Below are 20,296 nucleotides of genomic sequence, written 5' to 3'. Positions count from 1 at the left end.
AAATTAAGTGTAGTTTTCAACTAATGGAGGATTTCACGATGGCCGTTTTGTTGACTGCGGAACAAATGAGGCACACGAAAGCGTCGAACCCGTTTCAAATACAACATCCGGAACAGGTGACGAACAAATTCACAATAACGGAAGAATCAAAAGCCGCGGAAACGCTGAAACTTGGCAAGCAGCAATCGATTGATGAGTTGAAAGTATTCTTGAAAGACTATGACATGACGTCGATCACCACCAACGAACTAAAAAAAGTCGGCAGCCGACTCTATAACAGTGGCGTCATTGATGGCGAAGCTTTTCATATGTTCATCTCTGGCCTGGGTGCTTTTGATGCCAACGGCCAGCAAGCCGAAACCGACGTAAAATACAATGCAATCGCTTTATTCAATGAAAAGCTAGAAGACTACCTGTCGTTTGTTGAAAGTCATCCAAACGTCAAGCGCTCCCAAGGCATCCCCGAATATATCCAGGGCATGGTCGCTGCCAATCACGCAATCAATGCACTGACATTTTTCGTCAATTCATCCAAAAACGAACTTTCGATAGAAGAGCATGCTTGAAATGAGCCCCATGCAGGGCGCCAACGACATCCTCGGCGCCCTGCTGCTTCAGGACATTACCGACCGAACCTGACCGTTCCCCAATAGGACTTGGAGACCGTTTCGCGGTTCTCTAGCATTACCCGGTAAGTACCCAGTGGACCGAGCCATGAGGCATAGGCTGACAAGGGGTTACCGGCCACTGTTTTCCAGGAACCGCCCACCTGTTGTTGAATGTAAATCTGTGGCGCTCTGCCCCCAACTTCCTAAAATCTCGAAAGACCCTTCTGTCGTCCGCAAGAAGAACTAAGTCAGTTATTTCCTAATCCCGCACACCCCTGCGGTTACAGCCTATTTGTCTCATTCAAAATCAAACTCCGATAATGCCCCGGATTCGACCCCGCCCATTTACGAAACGCCTTATAAAACGAACTGGTGTCGGCAAACCCCAGTCGCGTCGCGATCTCGGCAAAGCTGATGTGGGGTTCCGCCAGCCAGACGATCGCCAGCTCTTTGCGCACGCTGTCCTTGAGGCCCTGATAGGTCTGCCCTTCTTCCGCCAGGCGGCGGCGCAAGGTTGAGGCGGAGATGCACAGGCTGGCGGCCAGGCCGTCGGTTTCCGGCCAGATGTCGGGTGGCATCTGGCGCAGGTCGTGCTTGATGCGGGTGGCCAGGCTGTCGGGGTCACGGTACTTGACCAGGATGTTCGCCGGCGCATGGGCGAGGAAGCGCTTGAGCTCCTCGGGGCTGCGCTTGATGGGCAGGTCGAGGCAGTCGGCGGAGAAGATCATGCGGGTGCGAGGTCGATCAAAGCGCAGGTTGTCAGAGAACATCACCTGGTAGTCATCGCAGAAATCCGGCTGGGGGCAGCGCAGCTCGATGGCGAGGATCGGTATACGCCGCCCCGCCAACCAGCAGGCAACACCGTGGACGATCATCCAGTACGTGAAATAGGTAAACGCCCGGCGTGGCTCTGCCTCGGTTTCCAACAGCACGATTTCCGCCAGGCTTTGCTGGCGCACCAGTTGCGCGGGCAGATGGTCGAGCATCAATGACAGGAACCCCAGCCCGGTTTCCAACCCATCGACCACGGTGGGTTGGGCCAGGGCGGCCCGGCACAGAAACGCCAGGCTGCCGGATTTGAGCTTGCGCGGGTCCATGCCAAAGAACTCATCGTCCAGGCGACGCGCCAGCAGGCGCCACAACCGCGCGTAGGCGGTGGCCGACACACGTGCGCCGGGCTGCAGCAACAGCTCGGGGTCGATGCCCACCTTGTTCAACGCTTCAACGGTGGCGGCCCCCGGCGCACAGCTCTGCGCCAGCGCTTCGCGCACAAGATGGATGGAAATGGTGTCTTTTTCCGACATGGGGGCGGGGCAATCCAACGGCTCAAAAGGTGGTGTGCATCATAAGGGCGGTTGCGCTTCCCCACCACCGTTCAGCCGGCGTTCAGTAAAGGTCAATATTTCTTGTTTAGCAATGAGTATCATTATGTTACAAATTAGCTTCCTATCTAGTTACCCTGCGGTGCCGAATGCTTGTCCCCTTTCTCATCATGTTGCGCGAAGGAATTGAAGCAGCCCTGATCGTTGGCATCATCGCCAGTTACCTGCAACAGACCGGCCGCGGCCAGTGGATGCCAGCGGTATGGATCGGCGTGTTTCTCGCTGCCGCGCTGGCCTTGCTGGTGGGCGGCGGGCTGGAATTGGTCAGCGCCGAGTTCCCACAAAAGCAACAGGAGTTGTTTGAAGGCGTGGTCGGCCTGGTGGCTGTGGGCATCCTCAGTTCCATGGTGTTCTGGATGCGCAAGGTGGCGCGCTCCATCAAGCATTCCCTGCACGCCTCCCTCGATCATGCACTGGCCGGCTCCAGACATCAGGTCATCGCGTTGATCCTCATGGTGTTTTTCGCCGTGGCGCGCGAAGGCCTGGAAACCGTATTTTTCCTGCTGGCGGTGTTCCAGCAAAGCGAAGGCCCCGGTGCACCGTTGGGCGCCCTGCTCGGCCTGGTCCTGGCGGTCATCGTCGGTTTCCTGATCTACACCGGCAGCATGCGCCTGAACCTCGGGGCGTTCTTCCGCTGGACCGGTCTGTTCATCCTGGTGGTGGCCGCGGGCATTCTCGCCAACTCAGTGCAGGCCTTGCATGAAGCCGGCCTGTGGAACCACCTGCAAACCGTGCTGTTCGATTTCAGCGCCGTGCTGCCGATGGACAGCCCGTTGGGCTCGGTACTGGCCGGGATGTTCGGGTATCAAGAAGCGCCGACCGTCAGCACCCTGGGCGCCTACCTGATTTACCTGGTCGTGGCCCTGGTGATGTTCTTCCTGCCCGCAGCACCGGCCAAGCCGGCCGTCACCTCTTCTTCCGTTTCCAGCCAGTAAGGACCGTCCCTTGTCCAACCCAACGCCTCAACCCGCCTCCCCGCACCGCGCCTTGCGCTGGGCGGTAGCCGGCTCGGTGGTCGTGATGATCGCCGCCGCAGGCCTGTTCTACTACGCCTCGCAAATGGCCGCCGCCAAGCGCCAGACCAACCACAATGAAATTGCCGTGACCATTCATGGCCACGCCTGCGAGCCGAACGCACTGACCGTACCGGCTGGCCGCGCAAGCTTTCGCATCATCAACCGCTCGGATCGCGCGGTGGAGTGGGAAATCCTCGATGGCGTGCTGGTGGTCGAAGAACGTGAAAATATCGCCCCCGGCCTGAGCCAGGTGATCAATGCCAACCTGCTGCCCGGCGACTATGCGATCACCTGCGGCCTGCTGAGCAACCCGCGCGGCACCCTGCATGTGACCGCGACGGCGGAGTCCGACGCCCAGGCCAAGGCCAAGCCGTCGATGGTGGCGTTTATCGGCCCGCTGTCGGAGTTCCGCGTGTACCTGAGCAGCCAGGGCAGTGCACTGGTCAAGGCCGTGAGCGCCTTGCAGCAAGCGATCGACGCCGGTGACCTGGCCCAGGCCCAGGCGTTGTACGTGCCGGCCCGTGAGGCTTACCAGCGATTGGCCCCGGCGTCGCAACGCCTGGCGGAGCTGGACAATGCCATCAACGCCCGCGCGGATTACTTTGAAAAACGCGAACAAGACCCGGCCTTCAGCGGCTTCCACCGCCTCGAATACAGCCTGTTCCAACAGCGCAGCCTCGATGGCCTGGCGCCGATTGCCCAGCGGCTGGTTGCCGACGTGACCACCCTCAAGCAACAACTGCTGGCGCAGTCGCTGCCACCGGAGCAGTTGGTGAGCATCGTGGTGCGCAACCTCAACAGCCTGGCCGATGTACGCGCCGTCAGCGGTGAAGAAGAACGCTACAGCCATATCGACCTCAACGGTTTTGCCGCCAACCTGGATGCCGCCCACAAGGTCGTGGACCTGATGCGCCCGTTGCTGAGCAAATCCGCCGCTGACTTGCTGCCCAAGATCGACAGCGCGCTCGATGCGTTCGATGCCCAGCTCAGTGGCTTGAAGGTCGACGGCCAGTACCGCCGCTATGACAGTGTTACCGCCGATCAGCGCAAGCAGATCGCCGACAAGGCCAAGGCTCTGGCCAATGTACTCGATGGAATCGACCCCGCCCTTGGCCTTTCCGGCCTGCAGTGAAGACGACCGCACACATGAGTGACTCACAATTGTTTGACCTTCAGCGCCGCCGTGTCCTGCTGGGCATGGCCGCCACCGGCGCCGCGATTGCCGGCAGCACCTTGAGCTGCCCGGCCATGGCGGCCGCCGCGCAAGCCCAAGTCACCACCGCCCCCAGCAGTGACAAGACCCAGGACCACCACGACTTTATCGGCCAACACCAGAGCGGCATCGTCACGCCGCGCCCGGCCTGCGGCATGCTGGTGGCGTTCGACGTACTGGCCAACGACCGCCAGGACCTGGAGCGCTTGTTCCGTACCCTCAACGAGCGCATCCGCTTCCTGATGAGCGGCGGTACCGTGCCGCAAGTCGACCCGAAGCTGCCGCCCACCGATTCCGGGATTCTCGGCCCGGTGGTGACGCCGGACAACCTGACCATCACCGTGTCCGTGGGTGAATCCCTGTTCGACGAACGCTTCGGCCTTGGCAGCGTCAAGCCTAAGCGCCTGAGCCGCATGGTCGGCTTTCCCAACGATGCCCTGGAGCCGGCGCAGTGCCACGGCGACCTGAGCCTGCAATTTTGCTCCAACACCCCGGACACCAATATCCACGCCTTGCGCGACATCGTGAAGAACCTGCCCGACCTGCTGCTGGTGCGCTGGAAACAAGAAGGCAGCGTCCCGCCCCAGGCCCCTGCCCGCCCTGGCGAGCCGGCGCAGAGCGCGCGCAACTTCCTCGGCTTTCGTGACGGTTCGGCCAACCCGAACTCCAACGACAACCAGGCGATAGACCAGATCGTCTGGGTCCAGCCCGGCAGCGATGAGCCCGCCTGGGCCGCCCATGGCAGCTACCAGGCCGTGCGGATTATCCGCAACTTTGTCGAACGTTGGGACCGTACCCCCCTGCAAGAGCAGGAAAGCATCATCGGCCGTGTCAAGACCACGGGCGCGCCCATGGGTGGCCAGCAGGAAACCCAGGTTCCCGACTACAGCAAGGACCCGGAAGGCAAGTTGACCAAGCTCGATGCCCACATCCGCCTGGCCAACCCGCGCACCCCGCAGACCCAGGCCAACCTGATCCTGCGCCGGCCGTTCAACTACTCCAACGGCGTCAATAAAAACGGTCAGCTGGACATGGGGCTGTTGTTCATCTGCTACCAGGCTGACCTGGAGAAAGGCTTCATCAGCGTGCAAACCCGGCTCAACGGCGAGCCTCTGGAGGAATACCTCAAGCCGGTCGGCGGTGGGTATTTCTTCACCTTGCCGGGGGTCACGGGCCCTAAGGATTTCATCGGGCGCACGCTCCTCGCGGCAACGCACCCGCACACCCCTGCCAACACCTAAAACACACACCAGAGCGGAAATCGTCCCATGAAGAAGTCGTCTATCGCATTGTCGTTGTTAATCACCCTTTCGCCGCTGGCAGCGTTCGCCGCTACCGCGCCGCTGGACCTTGTAGGCCCGGTGTCGGACTACAAGATCTACGTCACTGAGGAAATCGGTGAGCTGGTGACCCAGACCCAGGCGTTCACCGATGCGATCAACAAAGGCGACCTGGCCACGGCCAAGAAGCTCTACGCACCGACCCGCGTGCACTACGAGTCGATCGAGCCGATCGCCGAACTGTTCAGCGACCTGGATGCGTCGATCGATTCGCGCGTGGATGACCATGAAAAAGGCGTGACCGCCGAAGACTTCACCGGCTTCCACCGTATCGAATACGCGCTGTTCTCGCAGAACTCGACCAAAGGCCTGGAAGCGCTGACCACCAAGCTCAACGCCGATGTCAACGATCTCAAGACCCGTGTCGACGGCCTGACCTTCCCGCCTGAGAAAGTCGTCGGCGGTGCCGCGGCGCTGCTCGAAGAAGTCGCAGCCACCAAGATCTCCGGTGAAGAAGACCGCTACAGCCACACCGACCTGTATGACTTCAAGGGCAACATCGACGGCGCGAAGAAAATCGTCGACCTGTTCCGTGGCCAGATCGAGAAGCAGGACAAAGCCTTCCTGGCCAAGGTCGACAAAAACTTCGCCACCGTAGACAAGATCCTCGCCAAGTACAAAACCAAGGATGGCGGTTTCGAGACCTATGACAAGGTCAAGGAAAACGACCGCAAGGCCCTGGTGGGTCCGGTCAACACCCTGGCGGAAGACCTGTCCACCTTACGCGGCAAACTGGGTTTGAACTGACACAACGCGCCAATGGCCGCTCACCCTCCCGCGCCCGGCGCGGGAGGTCGTCGGCTCAGCGTACCTGCTGGAACCCGCTCAATGGCGTGCCGAACGGCCGGCCGCTGCGCGGATCAATCGCATACCAACGTCCGTTGTTGCCCGTGGCGTGCACGTCAATGCCCTGGCTCGTTCCCGCAACGCCCGCCGCTGGAGGCCGCGAGGGTGCTGCTTGACCGGCCGCCGCCATCAGATAGCACCTCATCTTCTCCTCGGCCGTTATCAAATGCGGCACAGACTTACCCAGCCGGGTCGCGCCGCCTGCAACCAACGCAGGTAACTTGACCAGCCCCTTCGTGGCCGCGCTGACCATTTGCGGGTAGCCATCGAACGGGTTGAGTGCGGCGCTGGTGAACAATACGCCTTCCCTGACGAAATCGAAGGCCTTGTCGCTGAAGGACGCTACCGGTTTTACCCAGGCCGTTTTCGGTACAAGGGGACTGAGCGTCGGCGCCAGCCGCCGGATAACCCCGGCCACGGGGGCCTGCGCCAGTGCCCTTCCCGCACGTATCAACGAGCGTGCCCGGCCAGCGGCCGACAGTGCCACCCCGCCCACATCCAATGCCAGGCTGAACAAGCCGCTGCCAATATTGCCTGCCGCAAACTCTTGATAAGCCCCCACGAAAGGCACCAACCCGAGCAGGATCCCATGATCGCGCGCAACGGCCTCGCGGTGTTGTTCAAGGGGCAACACCCCCTTCGCCCTGGCGAGCATAGTCTCTTGCGATTCATAAAAATTGCCTTGGGTGATTCGCGTCACGATGTCGGCTGTCTTCGACGATGAGTAGCTGTCAGGGACGAAATCATCGGGTGCGAAACCCTCCGGGCGGGGAACGCCGGGCAGCGTTGCGCCAAGCTTTTCAACAATGACCTTGGAAGGCTCCCGCGTTGACCGAGGATCCGATCCCTTGGCGTAGGCGTCGACGTCGATGGCCAGGGCAGTGCCGCGGACAATCGGCACGGAGGTAACGCCCCACGGCGCGGGGACGCGCTTTCTCTCCACCACGCCCCCCAACACCAACTGCGACGGCAGGTCTGTGCGCTTGACGATTGGCCCTTTGGCGAACACCTCGTAATAACTCACGGTGGTGCCGTGCTCCGCACGTATCAGGGTGCCTTGCCGGTACTTGGCCGCGTCACGATGCGCATCAGTCTCCTTGGCCTGAATCTCCCCGGTTTCGCCGCGCAGGGTAAAGAGCTCGACATTGCCCAGTTCCAGCAGCTTGCGATCCGCCAATGGCAACTCGGCGATTCTGAGTTTGAGCTGGGTCGCATAAGCGCTCTTGAGGGCGCTGCGATGCTCATCGACAGCCTTTTTCAGCAGGCCGTCCAACGCCGGTAGACGGCGAATGCGGGCATCCAGTTCGTTGCGTTTCTCGACGGGCGCTATCACCTCACTGCGTGGCTGGTAGGGCGAACTCGCCGCGCGCGCTGGTGCTTGTGGCAGGTCACTGGTGAGCACCCACTTGCCGGGGGTCAGATCACCGGTCATATAGGTCTCCACCAGCGAACGCGTACGGGGTTCGGAGACCCGCATGTTACGACGCGCCCCGGCATCGGCGAGCTGTACCGTCATGCCTTCCAGGCGGCTCGCGGCGACGCCTGGGAAAACCTTGAGCAACTCGGCAATGGCGACCGACCTGCGCGTCGGCAACCCGGACGCGCACTGCGTGAATGCGCGGCTGACATCTTCGCGCTGGCCCTGAAATGCCGCAGACGCGGCCTGAATCATGTGCGCGGAGTACTCGCCGTCGGGTGCGCGAGGAATCACCCCGTTGAGCACGGCCCAATCGGTGATGATACGCAGGCCGAGCAAGCGCATCAGGGTCGCCTGCGCCTCACTGGTGGGCCCCAGGACAGTGATGGCGCTGATCTGCTCTTCGTCCATCGCTCGCGAAGTACCCGGGGCCAAGTTGTCGACCATGCCGCATCCCAGGCGCAGTTCCATCCATGCCGGGGTTCCCATGTGGATCGCATCAGGCACATCGCGTACAAGGAACTCCGGCGCAGCCTGTGCCAGGCCGATATGCGCGGCCAGTACCGCCAGTTTCGAGTCCAGGCCTTTTTGGTGGATCAGATGGTTTTCCAGGTCGCGGCGTATGGCGGTAAACGTGCGCCCCATGTTGGCGGGCTGGTAGAGGTCATAACCGGCCACCTGCCCCGGTTTTCCCGGTGCCTGTGGATCGGCGTGCAGTTTGATTGCCGCAATGACCATCTGTTGGCATACCGCCTTTGGCACTGTCGTGCCGATATCGAACGTACCGTACCAATTCACACTGCGGGCCCAGCGCTCGCCCAGATCCAATGCCTCGGGACTGTCGAGCAGGCGGTGCAGATGCCCGGCCGGATCCGCTTGCAGTGCCTCTAGGCCATGGCCCTTCAGGTAGTCGAAGCCCTCGGCGCTCGCACCGCCCAACTGTGCGTTGGCCAATGCCGCCAGCGTGGCTTTGTCTGACACCGATAACTGGCCCGGAGCCCACGTCCAATCCATGAAACCGGCGTAATTGCCCAAGGGCGGCGCCGGAGGCAAGGTGGTGCGCAGCCATTGGATGACGTTACGCACTTCTCCCACGGTGTGTGGGGTACCCAGGCCCTTTTGCTCAACGATCTGGCGCAGCGTAGGGGAACCGTCTGCTGGCAGCGCCCCGTCCCAGGGCGTGGTGTCCGGCAAATCCGTGATGAGTCGCTCAAGCTGGTCCGCCAAGCGGGGACGTTCTTCAAGTTCGCCAAGGGTCAGCTGCACCTGGGCCAGATCGGCGGCCATTGATCGGGCCCGCGCAGGCGGCATCGACAGGCCCTGGGTGCGCAATTGCCGCTCCAATTGATTGGCCTGCTCGATGCCCATCGGAAGCTCAATGCCAAACGCCTGTAGAACCAGGTGCCGAGGCACCCACTGCTCACCGTCTGCCAGGTGGGTGAGACCTCGGTCCCGTGGGTCCAGAACCTCGCGAAGAGCACGCAACGGCGCTGAAACTTGCCACCATCCCGACGCATCGCTGGTGGAGAACCTCACAGGCGTGCGCACGCCATCGCGAACGACGTAGCCTTGGATGAAATCTTTATGCAGTCTCAAGGTCCCCGTCTCCAGGCCCTTGCTGGTCAGCCAGGCCTGCAGGGCCGGCTGGCTCCAAAGCTGGCGGTAGAGCGCCAGGCTGCTGTTGGCGGGCACCTCGACCATGGCGTAACCGCTCTCCATTGCCGCACCCAACCGTTGCCCCAGCCTCACATCGGCAGCGGGGCGTTGATCACCCTGCCCCTCTGCGGCACGGCGCCCCCGCGATGCCGGCCGTGAGTGCTCAACCGGCACGCGTGGGTGCTCGGGGGTAAGCACAGTGAGCCCGACGGGGATCGGGTTATCCGGGATAAATCGCTGGCGGTTTTGCAAGGAAATGGACATGGGCACGTTCTCTTGAGGTTATTCCGTCAGAGAAGTGGTCCCAGGCCCGTCATCGGTTCACGGTTAATCATGAGAAATGTCGTGGCGAGGCCACATTCAGAGAATCCGATACAACAACCGCTCAATCCGCACCCGGCTGACGCGACGCAAGAATTTGCCGACCGCTTGCGGGTAGTCCACCAGGCTCTGCAAATCCTGATAGCGTTCGATGCGTGTGGTGTGCTGGAAGATCTGCGCCAGTTCGGCCCCCCTCGGCTCCAGCCACTCATGCTTGGGATCATCGATCAGCAAGGCGTTTTCGAGGTCGAGGCGGAATGCCCGCGGGTTGAGGTTGTTACCGGTCAGCAACGTGTAGCGCTGGTCGATCCACATGCCCTTGAGGTGGTAAGTGTTATCGCCGTCGCGCCACAGGTGCAGGTTCAGTTGGCCGCTGTCGATCATCGGCTGATGACGCTTGGCAAAGCGGCGCAGGCTGATTTCGTATAGATACGGCAGCGCTGCGATGACCTTGAACGGTTCGCTGGGCGGGATGTAGAAATCGTTGGCGGTCTTGTCGCCGACGATGATGTCGATGTTCACCCCGCGCGCCAGGGCGCGGTTGATCTCGCGGGTCACCGGCAGCGGCAGGTTGAAATACGGCGTGCAGATGGTCAACTGATGCTGGGCGCTGGCGATCAGCTCCAAGATGACCCGGCTCAGTGGGTTGTTCTTGCCCACACCAAGCAACGGGCTGACCGAGAGGTTGCCAGTGGGCAACTGGCCCGCCGTGGTGTCGTAGGCCGCATGCTTGAGGCGGCTGCGCAGGTCACCAATGTCATTGCGCAGGCTGCGCGTGGTCGGCGGGTTGGGCAAGTCGAGTCGATGCACCGCCTTGGAGGCCACCAACCCGTGCTCCACCAGATGCTGCATCGAATCGGCCAGCGCTTGGCTGTGGATCAGGTGGTAACGGTCGAAGCGGTATTTGTCGAACTTGTGCAGGTACACGTTGTTCAGGCTGGCACCGCTGTAGAGCACAGTGTCGTCAATCACAAACCCCTTGAGGTGCAACACGCCGAACAGTTCGCGGGTTTGCACCGGCACGCCATACACCGGCACTTCACTGGCATGGCTCTGGGTCATGGCCTGGTACCAGGCGCTGTTGCCCGGCTGCTTGCCAGCGCCGATCAACCCGCGCTGGGCGCGCAGCCAGTCGACCACCACGACGATGTCCAATTCCGGTCGCGCGGCCTTGGCCGCGTGCAAGGCGTCGTAGATCTCCTGCCCCGCTTCGTCCTGCTGCAAGTACAGCGCGACGATGTAGATGCGTCGCGTGGCCTTGTGGATTTGTTCCAGCAGGCAACGACGAAACGCATCGGCGCCGGACAACACATCGATGGCATCGGTAGTCAGAGGAAAACCGCGCAGTTTGGGCAACAGGGAGCGTTTGAAGAACGACGGCATAAGGCTCGCAATGGGTCGAATCCGAAGAGGCCCCGAGCTTACACCATGGGGTTGCTCAGGTCTCGCTGCCCGGCATGGAAAAAGCCTATTGACCAAGAAGAACGATCGTTCTACTTTATGCAGCATGAACGACATGACCCACAATGAAACTCGCGACATCATCCTCGACGTCACCGAAAAGTTGATCTATCGCCATGGCATCGCCGCCACCGGCATGGACTTCCTGGTGAAAACCGCCGGGGTCTCGCGCAAAAGCATTTACCGTTACTTCGCCAACAAGGACGAGTTGGTGGTCGCCGCCCTGCAACGCCGTGATGAGCGTTGGATGCAGTGGCTGCGCGACGAAGTGGAGCGCGTCGACGATAGCGGCGAACGCTTGCTTGCGCTGTTCAGCGCACTCAAGGCCTGGTTCGGCTCGGCGGACTTTCGCGGTTGCGCCTTCATCAACACCAGCGGTGAAACCGGCAACCCTCAAGACCCCGTGCGCCTGCTGGCCAAGGCGCACAAACAGAAACTGTTCGAATACACACGCCAACTGTGTCAAGCACATGGCACCCCCGACCCCGAACGGCAGGCCGCGCAACTGCTGATCCTGATCGATGGCGCCATTACCGTTGCCCTGGTGATGGGCGATTCAACCGCTGCTGATAATGCGCAATGCATGGCGCGAACGTTATTGGGGCTTTGAACGCATCACCCGCGCAACTTTCTTTAGCCCAGGAGCCATGACATGCCATCCACCTCGCAAATCCGTCCACCGCTGCCGCCCTTCACCCGTGAATCGGCGATCGAAAAAGTCCGCCTGGCCGAAGACGGCTGGAACTCCCGCGACCCGCAACGGGTGTCCCTGGCCTACACCTTGGATACCAAGTGGCGTAACCGCGCCGAATTCGCCTACAACCGCGAAGAAGCCAAGGGCTTCCTGACCCGTAAATGGGCCAAGGAGCTGGACTATCGGCTGATCAAGGAGCTGTGGGCGTTCACCGATAACCGTATTGCCGTGCGCTATGCCTATGAGTGGCACGACGATTCCGGTAACTGGTTTCGTTCCTACGGCAACGAGAACTGGGAATTTGACGAGAATGGCCTGATGGCCAACCGTTTTGCCTGCATCAACGATTTGCCGATCAAGGAAAGTGAACGCAAGTTCCACTGGCCCCTGGGCCGGCGCCCGGATGATCACCCGGGGCTGTCCGAACTCGGCCTTTAGGGCTTGCACGCTTCCAGAAGGCGGGAGCCCCCGGCACCTATAAGATAATTTATTGATTATCCAAGATTAAATGCCGGCTTAAACGACTGCACTTTGTGGTGAGGGCGCTTGCTCCCTCACCACAGGGGTTCCAGTTTGCTGTGCGGCAGCGCTAAGTTGCAGAGTCAGCGGGCTATCCCACCGTTTGGAAACCCGTAAGTGTCAGTCCTGATTCAGACCGACGCGATACAACACCCCATCGTCTTCATCCGTCAGCACGTACAGAAACCCATCCGGCCCCTGGCGCACGTCACGAATCCGCGCTTTCAAGCCCCCCAGCAAGCGTTCCTCATGGATCACCTTGTCGCCATCGAACTGCAGGCGAATCAACTCCTGACTGGACAGCGCCCCAATGAACAGGTTGTGCTGCCAGGCCTTGAAGCGGTCGGCGTCGTAGAACGCCATGCCGCTGATAGCTGGAGACTTCTCCCACACATGGTGCGGCGCGACTGTGCCTTCCACCGTCTTGCCCTGGGCTTCGGGAATCGGCGTCAGGGAGTAGTTGATGCCATGGGTCGCCAGCGGCCAGCCATAGTTCTTGCCACGCTCGATGATGTTGACTTCATCGCCGCCACGCGGCCCATGCTCGTTTTCCCAGATCGTGCCGCTCCAGGGGTTCAGTGCCAGGCCCTGGGGGTTGCGCTGGCCATAGGACCAGATTTCCGGACGTACGCCTGGCTGCCCCACGAATGGGTTGTCATCGGGGATGCGGCCATCGGGGTAAATCCGCACCACCTTGCCTTGCAACTTGTCCAGGTCCTGGGCCGTGGACCGGTCGTTGTTTTCGCCCAACGTCACGAACAGGTAGCCATCACGGTCGAAGGCCAGGCGTGAGCCAAAGTGATTACCGGTGGACAGCTTGGGTTCCTGGCGCAGGATCACCTTGAAGTCCTTCAAGCCACTCAAGTCGTCCGACAAACGCCCGCGCCCTACCACCGTACCGGCCGTACCGCCCTGGCCACCGCCCTCAGCGTACGACAGGTACACCATGCGGTCCTGCTTGAAGTCGGGTGAGAGCACCACGTCAAGCAAGCCGCCCTGCCCCTTGGCCCAGACCTCAGGCACACCGCTCAGCGGCGCCGACAGCTTGCCGTCCGGGCTGACAAAGCGCAGGTGCCCAGGCCGCTCGGTCACCAGGAAGCCCTGCCTGTCGGGCAAAAAAGCCACCGCCCATGGGTGGTCCAGGCCCTTGGCGATCGGGGTGACGGTGATGCTGCCCTGCTCACTTGGGAATTGCTGCACATCGGCTGCGTAAACCGCCGTCAGCGGCAGCAAGGTCGTGGCACAAAAGGCGGCAAGAAACGTTTTGCGTAGAAACATAAGGCGGGGTCCTTACCGGCGCTCAAGGCCGGCGATTGCCGTTGGCATCAACAGTGGGGGCTTTGGTTTCGGTCGCGGGGCGGCTGGGTGCTGCGTCGCGCTGCGGATAACGATTGCCGATGCCGCCGTTTTCCAGGGTGGGTGTACGCGGGGTCGGAGCGGTCTGGATGCCGCGTATCAGCGACGGATTGGGCTGGGTGCCCTGCATGCTGTTGGGGTTGGCCCGGTGGATCGGGCCATTGTCCGAGTTGTTGCTGCCAGGCAGGTTTTGCGCCTGGGCAGCGGTGGCCAGCGCCAAGCCCAATGCCAGCGCTGCAAGATGACGCACACAGATGTTCATGACAAAGCCTCTCTAGGCGAGGAGTACGTGCTTTCGATAACACGCTACGCGCTGGGTTCGAATTTCGACACTAAATAGTTTCTCATCAGGTGTAACACGATCTGTCCGCGCATCCGCTGATCGAAACTTTTGCCAACGCCCACGAGTCAGCCGCACATAGCCTCTTCTCAAGGAACTGCACGCATGCCTAGGGCAATCTGGAAAGGTGCCATCAGTTTTGGCTTGGTCCATATCCCGGTGTCGCTGGTTTCGGCCACGGCTTCCCAGGGGGTCGACTTCGACTGGTTGGATAAACGCAGCATGGACCCGGTGGGCTACAAGCGCATCAACAAGACCAGCGGCAAGGAAGTCACCAAGGACAACATCGTCAAGGGCGTGGCGTTCAAGAAAGGCCGCTACGTGGTGCTCAGCGAAGAGGAAATCCGCTCGGCCCACCCCAAGTCGACCCAGACCATCGAGATTATCGCCTTCGTGGCCAGCGACCAGATCCCCCTGCAAAACATCGATACGCCCTACTTCCTGGCCCCGGACAAACGCGGCGGCAAGGTGTATGCATTACTGCGCGAAACCCTGAAGAAAACCAACAAGGTCGCCCTGGCCAATGTGGTGTTGCACACCAAGCAGCACCTGGCTGCGCTGATGCCGCTGGAGTCGGCCCTGGTGCTGGTGATGCTGCGTTGGCCCGCTGAGGTGCGCAGCCTCGATGAACTGGAGCTGGGCAGCAATGTGACCCGGCCCAGCCTGGCCAAGGGCGAGCTGGACATGGCCAGGCGCCTGGTGGAAGACATGAGCGCCGACTGGCAGCCCGATGCCTACCGTGACAGTTTTCAGGAGAAGATCATGGCGTTGGTGGCGAAGAAGGCCAAGGCCGGCAAGATCGAGGACGTGGAAAGCCAGGCCGGCAGCGAAGAACGCAAGTCGGCTGACGTGATCGACCTCACCGAACTGCTCAAGCGCAGTCTGGCCGGCAAATCCACCGCCAAGCGCCCGGCGAAAAAACCAGCCGCGAAAAAAACCAGCAAAAAGGCCTCTTGAGTCCGCCATAGAAGGGAGAAAACGACATGGCAAAACCCTTGAGCGAATACCACCGAAAGCGCGATTTCGAGATCACTGGCGAACCTGCGGGTGACTCGAAACCCAACAAGCGCCAGGCATCGGCGTTGGCGTTCGTGATTCAAAAGCACGATGCGCGCAGCCTGCATTACGACTTTCGCCTGGAACTCGACGGGGTACTCAAGAGCTGGGCAATACCCAAGGGCCCCAGCCTGGACCCCAGCCAGAAACGCCTGGCCGTGCATGTCGAGGATCACCCCTTGAGCTACGGCAGTTTCGAGGGCAGCATCCCGGCGGGCCAATATGGCGCCGGCGACGTGATCGTATGGGATCGCGGCGTCTGGCAACCCCATGACGATCCGCAAAAAGCCTACGCCGCCGGCAAGCTGAAATTCACCCTGGTCGGGGAGAAACTCGCCGGCGACTGGACCCTGGTGCGTACCCGCCTCAAAGGCAGCGGCGATAAGCAACAATGGCTGCTGATCAAGGAACAGGATCAGCAGGCACGCCCGAGCAGCGACTACGATATCGTCCAGGCACAGCCCCGGAGCGTGCTCAGTGATGCATCGGTGGGCACGCCGACGACCGCCGCCAAACCCTCCGCGAAAAAAGCCTCACGCAAGAAAACGCTCGCCCTGCCCGATCAATTCGCGCCTCAACTGGCCACCTTGGTCGACCGTGCACCGGAGGGTAACTGGCTCTACGAAATCAAGTTCGACGGCTACCGCATGTTGGCGCGTATTCGTGACGGCGAAGTGCGCCTGTTCACGCGCAACGGCCATGATTGGACTGACCGCTTGCCGCGCCAGGCCAAGGCCCTGCAAGCCCTGAAACTCAAGGACAGCTGGCTCGACGGCGAAGTGGTCAGCCTCAATGGCGATGGCTTGCCGGATTTCCAGGCCCTGCAAAACGCCTTCGATATCGGACGCAGCCTGGACATTGTCTATTACCTGTTCGACGCACCGTTTCTGGAGGGCCGCGATCAACGGCAAGACCCGCTGGAAAAACGCCGCGCTGCGCTCAAGGCGGCCTTGGCCCGTAGCAAGAGCAAACTGTTGCGTTTCTCCGAGGCGTTTGCCGCCAACCAACACGATATCTTCGAAAGCGCCCGCGACCTGGCATTGGAAGGCTTGATCGGCAAGCGTGCGGGTAGCCCCTATGTATCCAGTCGCAACACCGACTGGATCAAGCTCAAATGCCGCCTGCGCCAGGAGTTCGTGATTGTCGGGTACACCCGCCCCCAGGGTTCGCGCAGCGGGTTTGGCGCGCTGTTACTGGCGGTCAACGGCGATGCCGGGCTGGTCTATGCCGGGCGTGTCGGCACCGGGTTTGATCGGGCCGCGCTGCAGGACATCTACGCCCGGCTTACGCCGCTGCAGCGCAAGACTTCACCCCTGGACAAGCCACTGACCCGCGCCCAGGCCCGCGGCGTGCATTGGGTGGAGCCGCAATTGGTCGGCGAGGTGCGATTTGCCGAGTGGACCCGGGAAGGCGTGGTACGCCAGGCCGCGTTTGTCGCGCTGCGTTCTGATAAACCGGTGCAACAGATCATTCATGAGCAGCCACGCGCGGCCAAATCGCTGCAAGCACCAACGGCCCGGAAGTCCGGCGCGCCCAGCACCGTCGCCGGGGTGAAGATTACCCACCCGGAGCGGATCATCGATCAGCACAGCGGCACGCAAAAACTGCAACTGGCGCAGTTCTACGACAGCATCAGCCGTTGGATCCTGCCCTTCCTGCACCATCGCCCTGTGGCATTGCTCCGTGCCCCGGAAGGTGTGGGGGGCGAGCAGTTCTTCCAGAAGCACACAGAGCGCCTGGCGATCCCGCATCTCCAGCAACTGGACCCGGCGTTGGACCCCGGTCATGCCCGCCTGATGGAAATCGACAACACCGCCGCCCTGGTGGGCGCGGTGCAGATGGGCACCGTGGAGCTGCACACCTGGGGCGCCACCTCGGACAAGATCGAGACCCCAGATCTGTTTGTGCTCGATCTCGACCCGGACCCCGCACTGCCGTGGAAAACCATGCTGGAAGCGGCGCAACTGACCTTATCGGTGCTGGATGAATTGGGGCTGCAAGCCTTTATCAAAACCAGTGGCGGCAAGGGCTTGCACCTGGTTGTCCCGTTGGCACGTCGCGACGATTGGGACACCGTGAAAGCCTTCGCCAAGGCCATCGCCCAGTTCATGACCCAGCAACTGCCGGAGCGCTTTACCGCCACGTCAGGGCCGAACAACCGCGTCGGCAAGATTTTCATCGATTACCTGCGTAATGCCCGTGGCGCCAGCACGGTCGCGGCCTACTCGGTTCGGGCACGACCCGGCCTGCCGGTATCGGTGCCGGTCAGCCGTGACGAATTGAAAGGGTTGCGCGGTGCCCAGCAGTGGACGGTGGCCAACCTGCACGAACGCTTGCAGGGTTTGAAGGACAACCCGTGGGCGGGTTATGCCAATCGACAGAAGATCAGCAAGAAGATGTGGGACAAGCTGGGCGCGACTCCACCTGAGTGAGTCGCGCCGGCCCAGGCTCAGATCAGGATGAAGATCAACGCCAGCACTGCGAAAATCGCCCACTTCTCCAGGTAGTAGCGCGTGCGATTGCGCTTTTTCAGCTCTTTGCCACGCAGGCGAATCTTGTACAGGCGGTTAAAGGCACGGTTCAGGCCACCGGTTTTGTCGCCGTCATCATTGGGCGAGCCGGCTGCCGCCATGACCGTGCGGCTGAACCAGCGGTTGAACGCCGCCGCCCAGCGGTATTTCATCGGTCGCTCGATGTCACAGAACAAGATAAGACGGTTCTGCGCGGTGGTGTTTTCCGCGTAGTGAATATAGGTCTCGTCGAACATCACCGGCTCGCCATCACGCCAGGAATAGCTTTCGCCATCCACATTGATGTAGCAGCCCGGATCGTTAGGGGTGTCCAGACCCAAGTGATAGCGGTAGGAACCGGCATAGGGGTCGCGGTGCCGCACCAACCGGGAACCTGGTGGCAGCTCGGCAAACATGGCCGCCTTGATCGAACCGATGCTCTGCACCAGCTCAGTGGTACGCGGGCACAGCTTCATCGCCGAAGGATGACTGTCGCCGTACCATTTCAAATAGAAGCGCTTCCAACCTGACTTGAAGAACGAGTTGAAACCCACATCGTTGTACTGATCCGAGCGCTTGATCGCCCCTTCCCGCATCAAGTTCTCGCCTTCCGCGCGGATTTCCTGCCAATGCTCCTGTAACGGGCTCAGGTCCGGAAAGTCGCTGGGCGACAGGAAGGGCCGGCTGGGCAGCTTGGAGAACAGGTAGAGAAAGCAGTTGACCGGCGCCAGGAAAGTCGAGTGATCGCTGAGCTGGCGGCCCAACTTATGCCGCACCCGGCCACGCAGGTGGACATACGCAATAGAGGCAACGTAGAGAGCAACAATGATGAGTTTCAAGAGATTTCGTCACAAGTCAGAAGAAGACAGGCTGCTCCTGCGTGCCCACGACGGCCGAGGATTGGATAGCAGCACCTGAAATCACAATTCACATAGACGCAGCATGATCGGCCGGGTGACAGACCGGTCATGCGCATTGGCCGTTATTTAGCCACATCTTGTAACCAAAAGTTAACTAAGATTTGTGAAAAGCTGTCTAGTGAGTGTGCTTTTGAGGGTGTGGAAGATGACGGTCGGGCATCGATCAGATCCATCCCACATCTGATAGCGTCTCAGGTGATTTAATCGTCCTCCCTTCCCAAGACCGCCTGCAATTAGCCCTTCAACAAAAAGGAATTTGTATGTCATCCATTTCAGACCCGGACTACCAAGCCCTTCAAGGTGCCTGGGAGCAAACTTCGCTCGAAGACAGTGGCGTGCTTAACCCGGTGGATGCCCATAGCGCGCCTGGTGCTCTAACCACCATTACAGGCGACCAGTTCACCGTGACTACCACCACTGGAGCAATATTACTGGCTGGCCGATTCTTCCTGGACAGCAGCGCAGTGCCCAAGCGCATTACCTGGGTGGACGCCATGGGCGAAGATGCGGGTAAGCAACTGCCTGCGAGCTACCGCCTCGAAGGGGATGATTTTGTGTTCATTGCCGCAGATGAAGGCATGCCCAGGCCAACCGTCTTCACTACTGGCCCAGGTCAGACAATGAGGACCTTTGTACGCCGGCGGTAAGCCTATACACCGCGCAAACTTGCGACCGCATTTTCACGAAGCGTTCACTTCGCGGTCTATAGAGTGAAACTTACCTACTCCAGTGAATCCCTTAGCCCGCCTCTACGTGCGGGCTTTTTTTGCGTGCCGAAAAGGTCGTTATACGCAGCGCTTGGTCGCTGTCAGGGTAAAGCACAAGGGCAATTGCGCCGGCTGATCCTCGTACTGATCGTAGAGTTCCTCACGATTGCAATGCGGGTATTCCTGCAAGTGGCCGATCTGCAGGCCCGCCGCAATCGCTCCGTTGACCAGGCTGCCCAGGGTATGCACGAACCAATAGGAGGTTGGACCGGTAGTTTCAGCCAGCCCTTCGTACACGATGGATTCCTGCAGCACAAAGGGCTCACGCTGAAAATAGGCGCTGGCGGGCCGCAGCGGGTCGCTCGCCCGCGGGTCGAACACCTCGAGGAACGGATGGGTTTCATACATCACCAGGGTGCCACCCGGTTTCAAGGTACTGGCAACGTGCCGCATGAACAACGCCACATCGGGCATCCAGCCCAGTACACCGATCGTCACTAAGGCGACATCGAAGCGTTCGTGCAAGCGCTCGGGTAGTTGATGGATATCGGTTTCGATGAATTCGGGGCAATGGGGCGACACGGCGGCCAGCTCTTCGGCCTGTTGCAGGAAGGCCCGGGATTGATCGACCCCGACGACCGAGCGCGCGCCCAGGCCGAACAGCGACAGGCTTTCGCGGCCGTTGTTACAACACAGCTGCACCACATCCTTGCCCTCTACGCCGACCGCTTGCAGCAGCGCGGTGATGGTCGGGTCCAGGCACGAAAACCTCGGGTTGACCACTGCGCCCAACAGCGCTTTCCAAGTCGGCGTGTCTTTGTGCAGCCTGGCGGATGCATCCCAGGCGTCCTTATTGCTGGCAATTGCTTGTTGAGCCGAGGGCATGTCCATTGCATCTCCTAAGAATCAGTGCGGCAAGCTTGGGAAAATAAGC

At 60.8% G+C, this 20,296-nt stretch carries 17 protein-coding genes; 10 read left to right on the top strand and 7 right to left on the bottom strand.

Going from position 1 to position 20,296, the window contains the following annotated elements:
* Positions 1–38: 38 nt before the first annotated feature.
* On the top strand, positions 39–566 hold the full coding sequence (locus AC1Q6I_RS13860; RefSeq protein WP_041160930.1) for a hypothetical protein: 528 nt from the start codon (positions 39–41) through the stop codon (positions 564–566).
* A gap of 323 nt (positions 567–889) precedes the next feature.
* On the opposite strand, the gene AC1Q6I_RS13855 is transcribed toward AC1Q6I_RS13860, so the two are convergent.
* A complete protein-coding gene (locus tag AC1Q6I_RS13855; RefSeq protein ID WP_069075914.1) occupies positions 890–1,912 on the bottom strand; it encodes an AraC family transcriptional regulator in 1,023 nt (340 codons plus the stop codon).
* 167 nt (positions 1,913–2,079) lie between these two features.
* Here AC1Q6I_RS13855 and efeU point away from each other — a divergent pair, with 167 nt between their 5' ends.
* The 4 genes from efeU to efeO (AC1Q6I_RS13835) are packed head-to-tail and all read left to right on the top strand — an operon-like array spanning position 2,080 to position 6,306.
* Complete coding sequence (gene efeU / locus AC1Q6I_RS13850) at positions 2,080–2,925, top strand: iron uptake transporter permease EfeU (protein ID WP_024075313.1); 846 nt, start codon at positions 2,080–2,082, stop codon at positions 2,923–2,925.
* Positions 2,926–2,935: 10 nt separating this feature from the next.
* On the top strand, positions 2,936–4,138 hold the full coding sequence (efeO, locus tag AC1Q6I_RS13845; RefSeq protein ID WP_024075312.1) for an iron uptake system protein EfeO: 1,203 nt from the start codon (positions 2,936–2,938) through the stop codon (positions 4,136–4,138).
* A gap of 14 nt (positions 4,139–4,152) precedes the next feature.
* On the top strand, positions 4,153–5,460 hold the full coding sequence (gene efeB / locus AC1Q6I_RS13840) for an iron uptake transporter deferrochelatase/peroxidase subunit (RefSeq protein WP_102623866.1): 1,308 nt from the start codon (positions 4,153–4,155) through the stop codon (positions 5,458–5,460).
* A 27-nt stretch (positions 5,461–5,487) separates the two neighbouring features.
* Complete coding sequence (gene efeO / locus AC1Q6I_RS13835) at positions 5,488–6,306, top strand: iron uptake system protein EfeO (protein ID WP_024075310.1); 819 nt, start codon at positions 5,488–5,490, stop codon at positions 6,304–6,306.
* A 55-nt stretch (positions 6,307–6,361) separates the two neighbouring features.
* Here the strand turns inward: efeO (AC1Q6I_RS13835) and AC1Q6I_RS13830 are convergent, their stop codons facing one another.
* Positions 6,362–9,742: a hypothetical protein gene (locus AC1Q6I_RS13830; protein ID WP_146015753.1), complete on the bottom strand. Its 3,381-nt coding sequence runs from the start codon at positions 9,740–9,742 to the stop codon at positions 6,362–6,364.
* A gap of 96 nt (positions 9,743–9,838) precedes the next feature.
* Positions 9,839–11,182: a CDP-diacylglycerol--serine O-phosphatidyltransferase gene (pssA, locus tag AC1Q6I_RS13825; RefSeq protein ID WP_102623844.1), complete on the bottom strand. Its 1,344-nt coding sequence runs from the start codon at positions 11,180–11,182 to the stop codon at positions 9,839–9,841.
* Between the two features lie 124 nt (positions 11,183–11,306).
* Between pssA and AC1Q6I_RS13820 the strand changes: the two genes are divergently transcribed.
* Both AC1Q6I_RS13820 and AC1Q6I_RS13815 read left to right on the top strand, forming a co-directional pair.
* Positions 11,307–11,870: a TetR/AcrR family transcriptional regulator gene (locus AC1Q6I_RS13820; RefSeq protein ID WP_024075307.1), complete on the top strand. Its 564-nt coding sequence runs from the start codon at positions 11,307–11,309 to the stop codon at positions 11,868–11,870.
* Between the two features lie 42 nt (positions 11,871–11,912).
* Complete coding sequence (locus AC1Q6I_RS13815; RefSeq protein WP_102623845.1) at positions 11,913–12,392, top strand: nuclear transport factor 2 family protein; 480 nt, start codon at positions 11,913–11,915, stop codon at positions 12,390–12,392.
* Between the two features lie 201 nt (positions 12,393–12,593).
* On the opposite strand, the gene AC1Q6I_RS13810 is transcribed toward AC1Q6I_RS13815, so the two are convergent.
* Complete coding sequence (locus tag AC1Q6I_RS13810) at positions 12,594–13,751, bottom strand: PQQ-dependent sugar dehydrogenase (RefSeq protein WP_102623846.1); 1,158 nt, start codon at positions 13,749–13,751, stop codon at positions 12,594–12,596.
* A 22-nt stretch (positions 13,752–13,773) separates the two neighbouring features.
* Positions 13,774–14,091, bottom strand: coding sequence for a hypothetical protein (locus AC1Q6I_RS13805; RefSeq protein ID WP_024075304.1), 318 nt, complete (start codon positions 14,089–14,091; stop codon positions 13,774–13,776).
* A 183-nt stretch (positions 14,092–14,274) separates the two neighbouring features.
* On the opposite strand from AC1Q6I_RS13805, the gene ku reads away from it, so the two are divergent.
* Positions 14,275–15,126, top strand: coding sequence for a non-homologous end joining protein Ku (ku, locus tag AC1Q6I_RS13800; RefSeq protein ID WP_102623847.1), 852 nt, complete (start codon positions 14,275–14,277; stop codon positions 15,124–15,126).
* 26 nt (positions 15,127–15,152) lie between these two features.
* Complete coding sequence (gene ligD / locus AC1Q6I_RS13795; RefSeq protein WP_102623848.1) at positions 15,153–17,657, top strand: DNA ligase D; 2,505 nt, start codon at positions 15,153–15,155, stop codon at positions 17,655–17,657.
* 17 nt (positions 17,658–17,674) lie between these two features.
* Here the strand turns inward: ligD and lpxO are convergent, their stop codons facing one another.
* Positions 17,675–18,574: a lipid A hydroxylase LpxO gene (lpxO, locus tag AC1Q6I_RS13790; protein ID WP_102623849.1), complete on the bottom strand. Its 900-nt coding sequence runs from the start codon at positions 18,572–18,574 to the stop codon at positions 17,675–17,677.
* Between the two features lie 341 nt (positions 18,575–18,915).
* On the opposite strand from lpxO, the gene AC1Q6I_RS13785 reads away from it, so the two are divergent.
* Positions 18,916–19,302, top strand: coding sequence for a TIGR03067 domain-containing protein (locus AC1Q6I_RS13785; RefSeq protein WP_102623850.1), 387 nt, complete (start codon positions 18,916–18,918; stop codon positions 19,300–19,302).
* Positions 19,303–19,440: 138 nt separating this feature from the next.
* Here AC1Q6I_RS13785 and AC1Q6I_RS13780 read toward each other — a convergent pair whose 3' ends face one another.
* On the bottom strand, positions 19,441–20,253 hold the full coding sequence (locus tag AC1Q6I_RS13780; RefSeq protein WP_024075298.1) for a class I SAM-dependent methyltransferase: 813 nt from the start codon (positions 20,251–20,253) through the stop codon (positions 19,441–19,443).
* Between the last annotated feature and the right edge of the window lie 43 nt (positions 20,254–20,296).

It is taken from the genome of Pseudomonas sp. MPR-R2A5 (assembly GCF_058793055.1).
This window is presented reverse-complemented; position numbering and strand designations above follow the sequence as displayed.

Excerpts from the sequence above, each read along its gene's own strand:
- efeU (WP_024075313.1), top strand. The coding sequence starts at position 2,080 with ATGCTTGTCCCCTTTCTCATCATGTTGCGCGAAGGAATTGAAGCAGCC.
- AC1Q6I_RS13855 (WP_069075914.1), bottom strand. The coding sequence starts at position 1,912 with ATGTCGGAAAAAGACACCATTTCCATCCATCTTGTGCGCGAAGCGCTG.
- AC1Q6I_RS13785 (WP_102623850.1), top strand. The coding sequence starts at position 18,916 with ATGTCATCCATTTCAGACCCGGACTACCAAGCCCTTCAAGGTGCCTGG.
- ligD (WP_102623848.1), top strand. The coding sequence starts at position 15,153 with ATGGCAAAACCCTTGAGCGAATACCACCGAAAGCGCGATTTCGAGATC.
- ku (WP_102623847.1), top strand. The coding sequence starts at position 14,275 with ATGCCTAGGGCAATCTGGAAAGGTGCCATCAGTTTTGGCTTGGTCCAT.
- AC1Q6I_RS13820 (WP_024075307.1), top strand. The coding sequence starts at position 11,307 with ATGAACGACATGACCCACAATGAAACTCGCGACATCATCCTCGACGTC.
- AC1Q6I_RS13860 (WP_041160930.1), top strand. The coding sequence starts at position 39 with ATGGCCGTTTTGTTGACTGCGGAACAAATGAGGCACACGAAAGCGTCG.
- pssA (WP_102623844.1), bottom strand. The coding sequence starts at position 11,182 with ATGCCGTCGTTCTTCAAACGCTCCCTGTTGCCCAAACTGCGCGGTTTT.
- efeB (WP_102623866.1), top strand. The coding sequence starts at position 4,153 with ATGAGTGACTCACAATTGTTTGACCTTCAGCGCCGCCGTGTCCTGCTG.
- AC1Q6I_RS13810 (WP_102623846.1), bottom strand. The coding sequence starts at position 13,751 with ATGTTTCTACGCAAAACGTTTCTTGCCGCCTTTTGTGCCACGACCTTG.
- efeO (WP_024075310.1), top strand. The coding sequence starts at position 5,488 with ATGAAGAAGTCGTCTATCGCATTGTCGTTGTTAATCACCCTTTCGCCG.
- AC1Q6I_RS13830 (WP_146015753.1), bottom strand. The coding sequence starts at position 9,742 with ATGTCCATTTCCTTGCAAAACCGCCAGCGATTTATCCCGGATAACCCG.
- AC1Q6I_RS13780 (WP_024075298.1), bottom strand. The coding sequence starts at position 20,253 with ATGGACATGCCCTCGGCTCAACAAGCAATTGCCAGCAATAAGGACGCC.
- AC1Q6I_RS13815 (WP_102623845.1), top strand. The coding sequence starts at position 11,913 with ATGCCATCCACCTCGCAAATCCGTCCACCGCTGCCGCCCTTCACCCGT.
- AC1Q6I_RS13805 (WP_024075304.1), bottom strand. The coding sequence starts at position 14,091 with ATGAACATCTGTGTGCGTCATCTTGCAGCGCTGGCATTGGGCTTGGCG.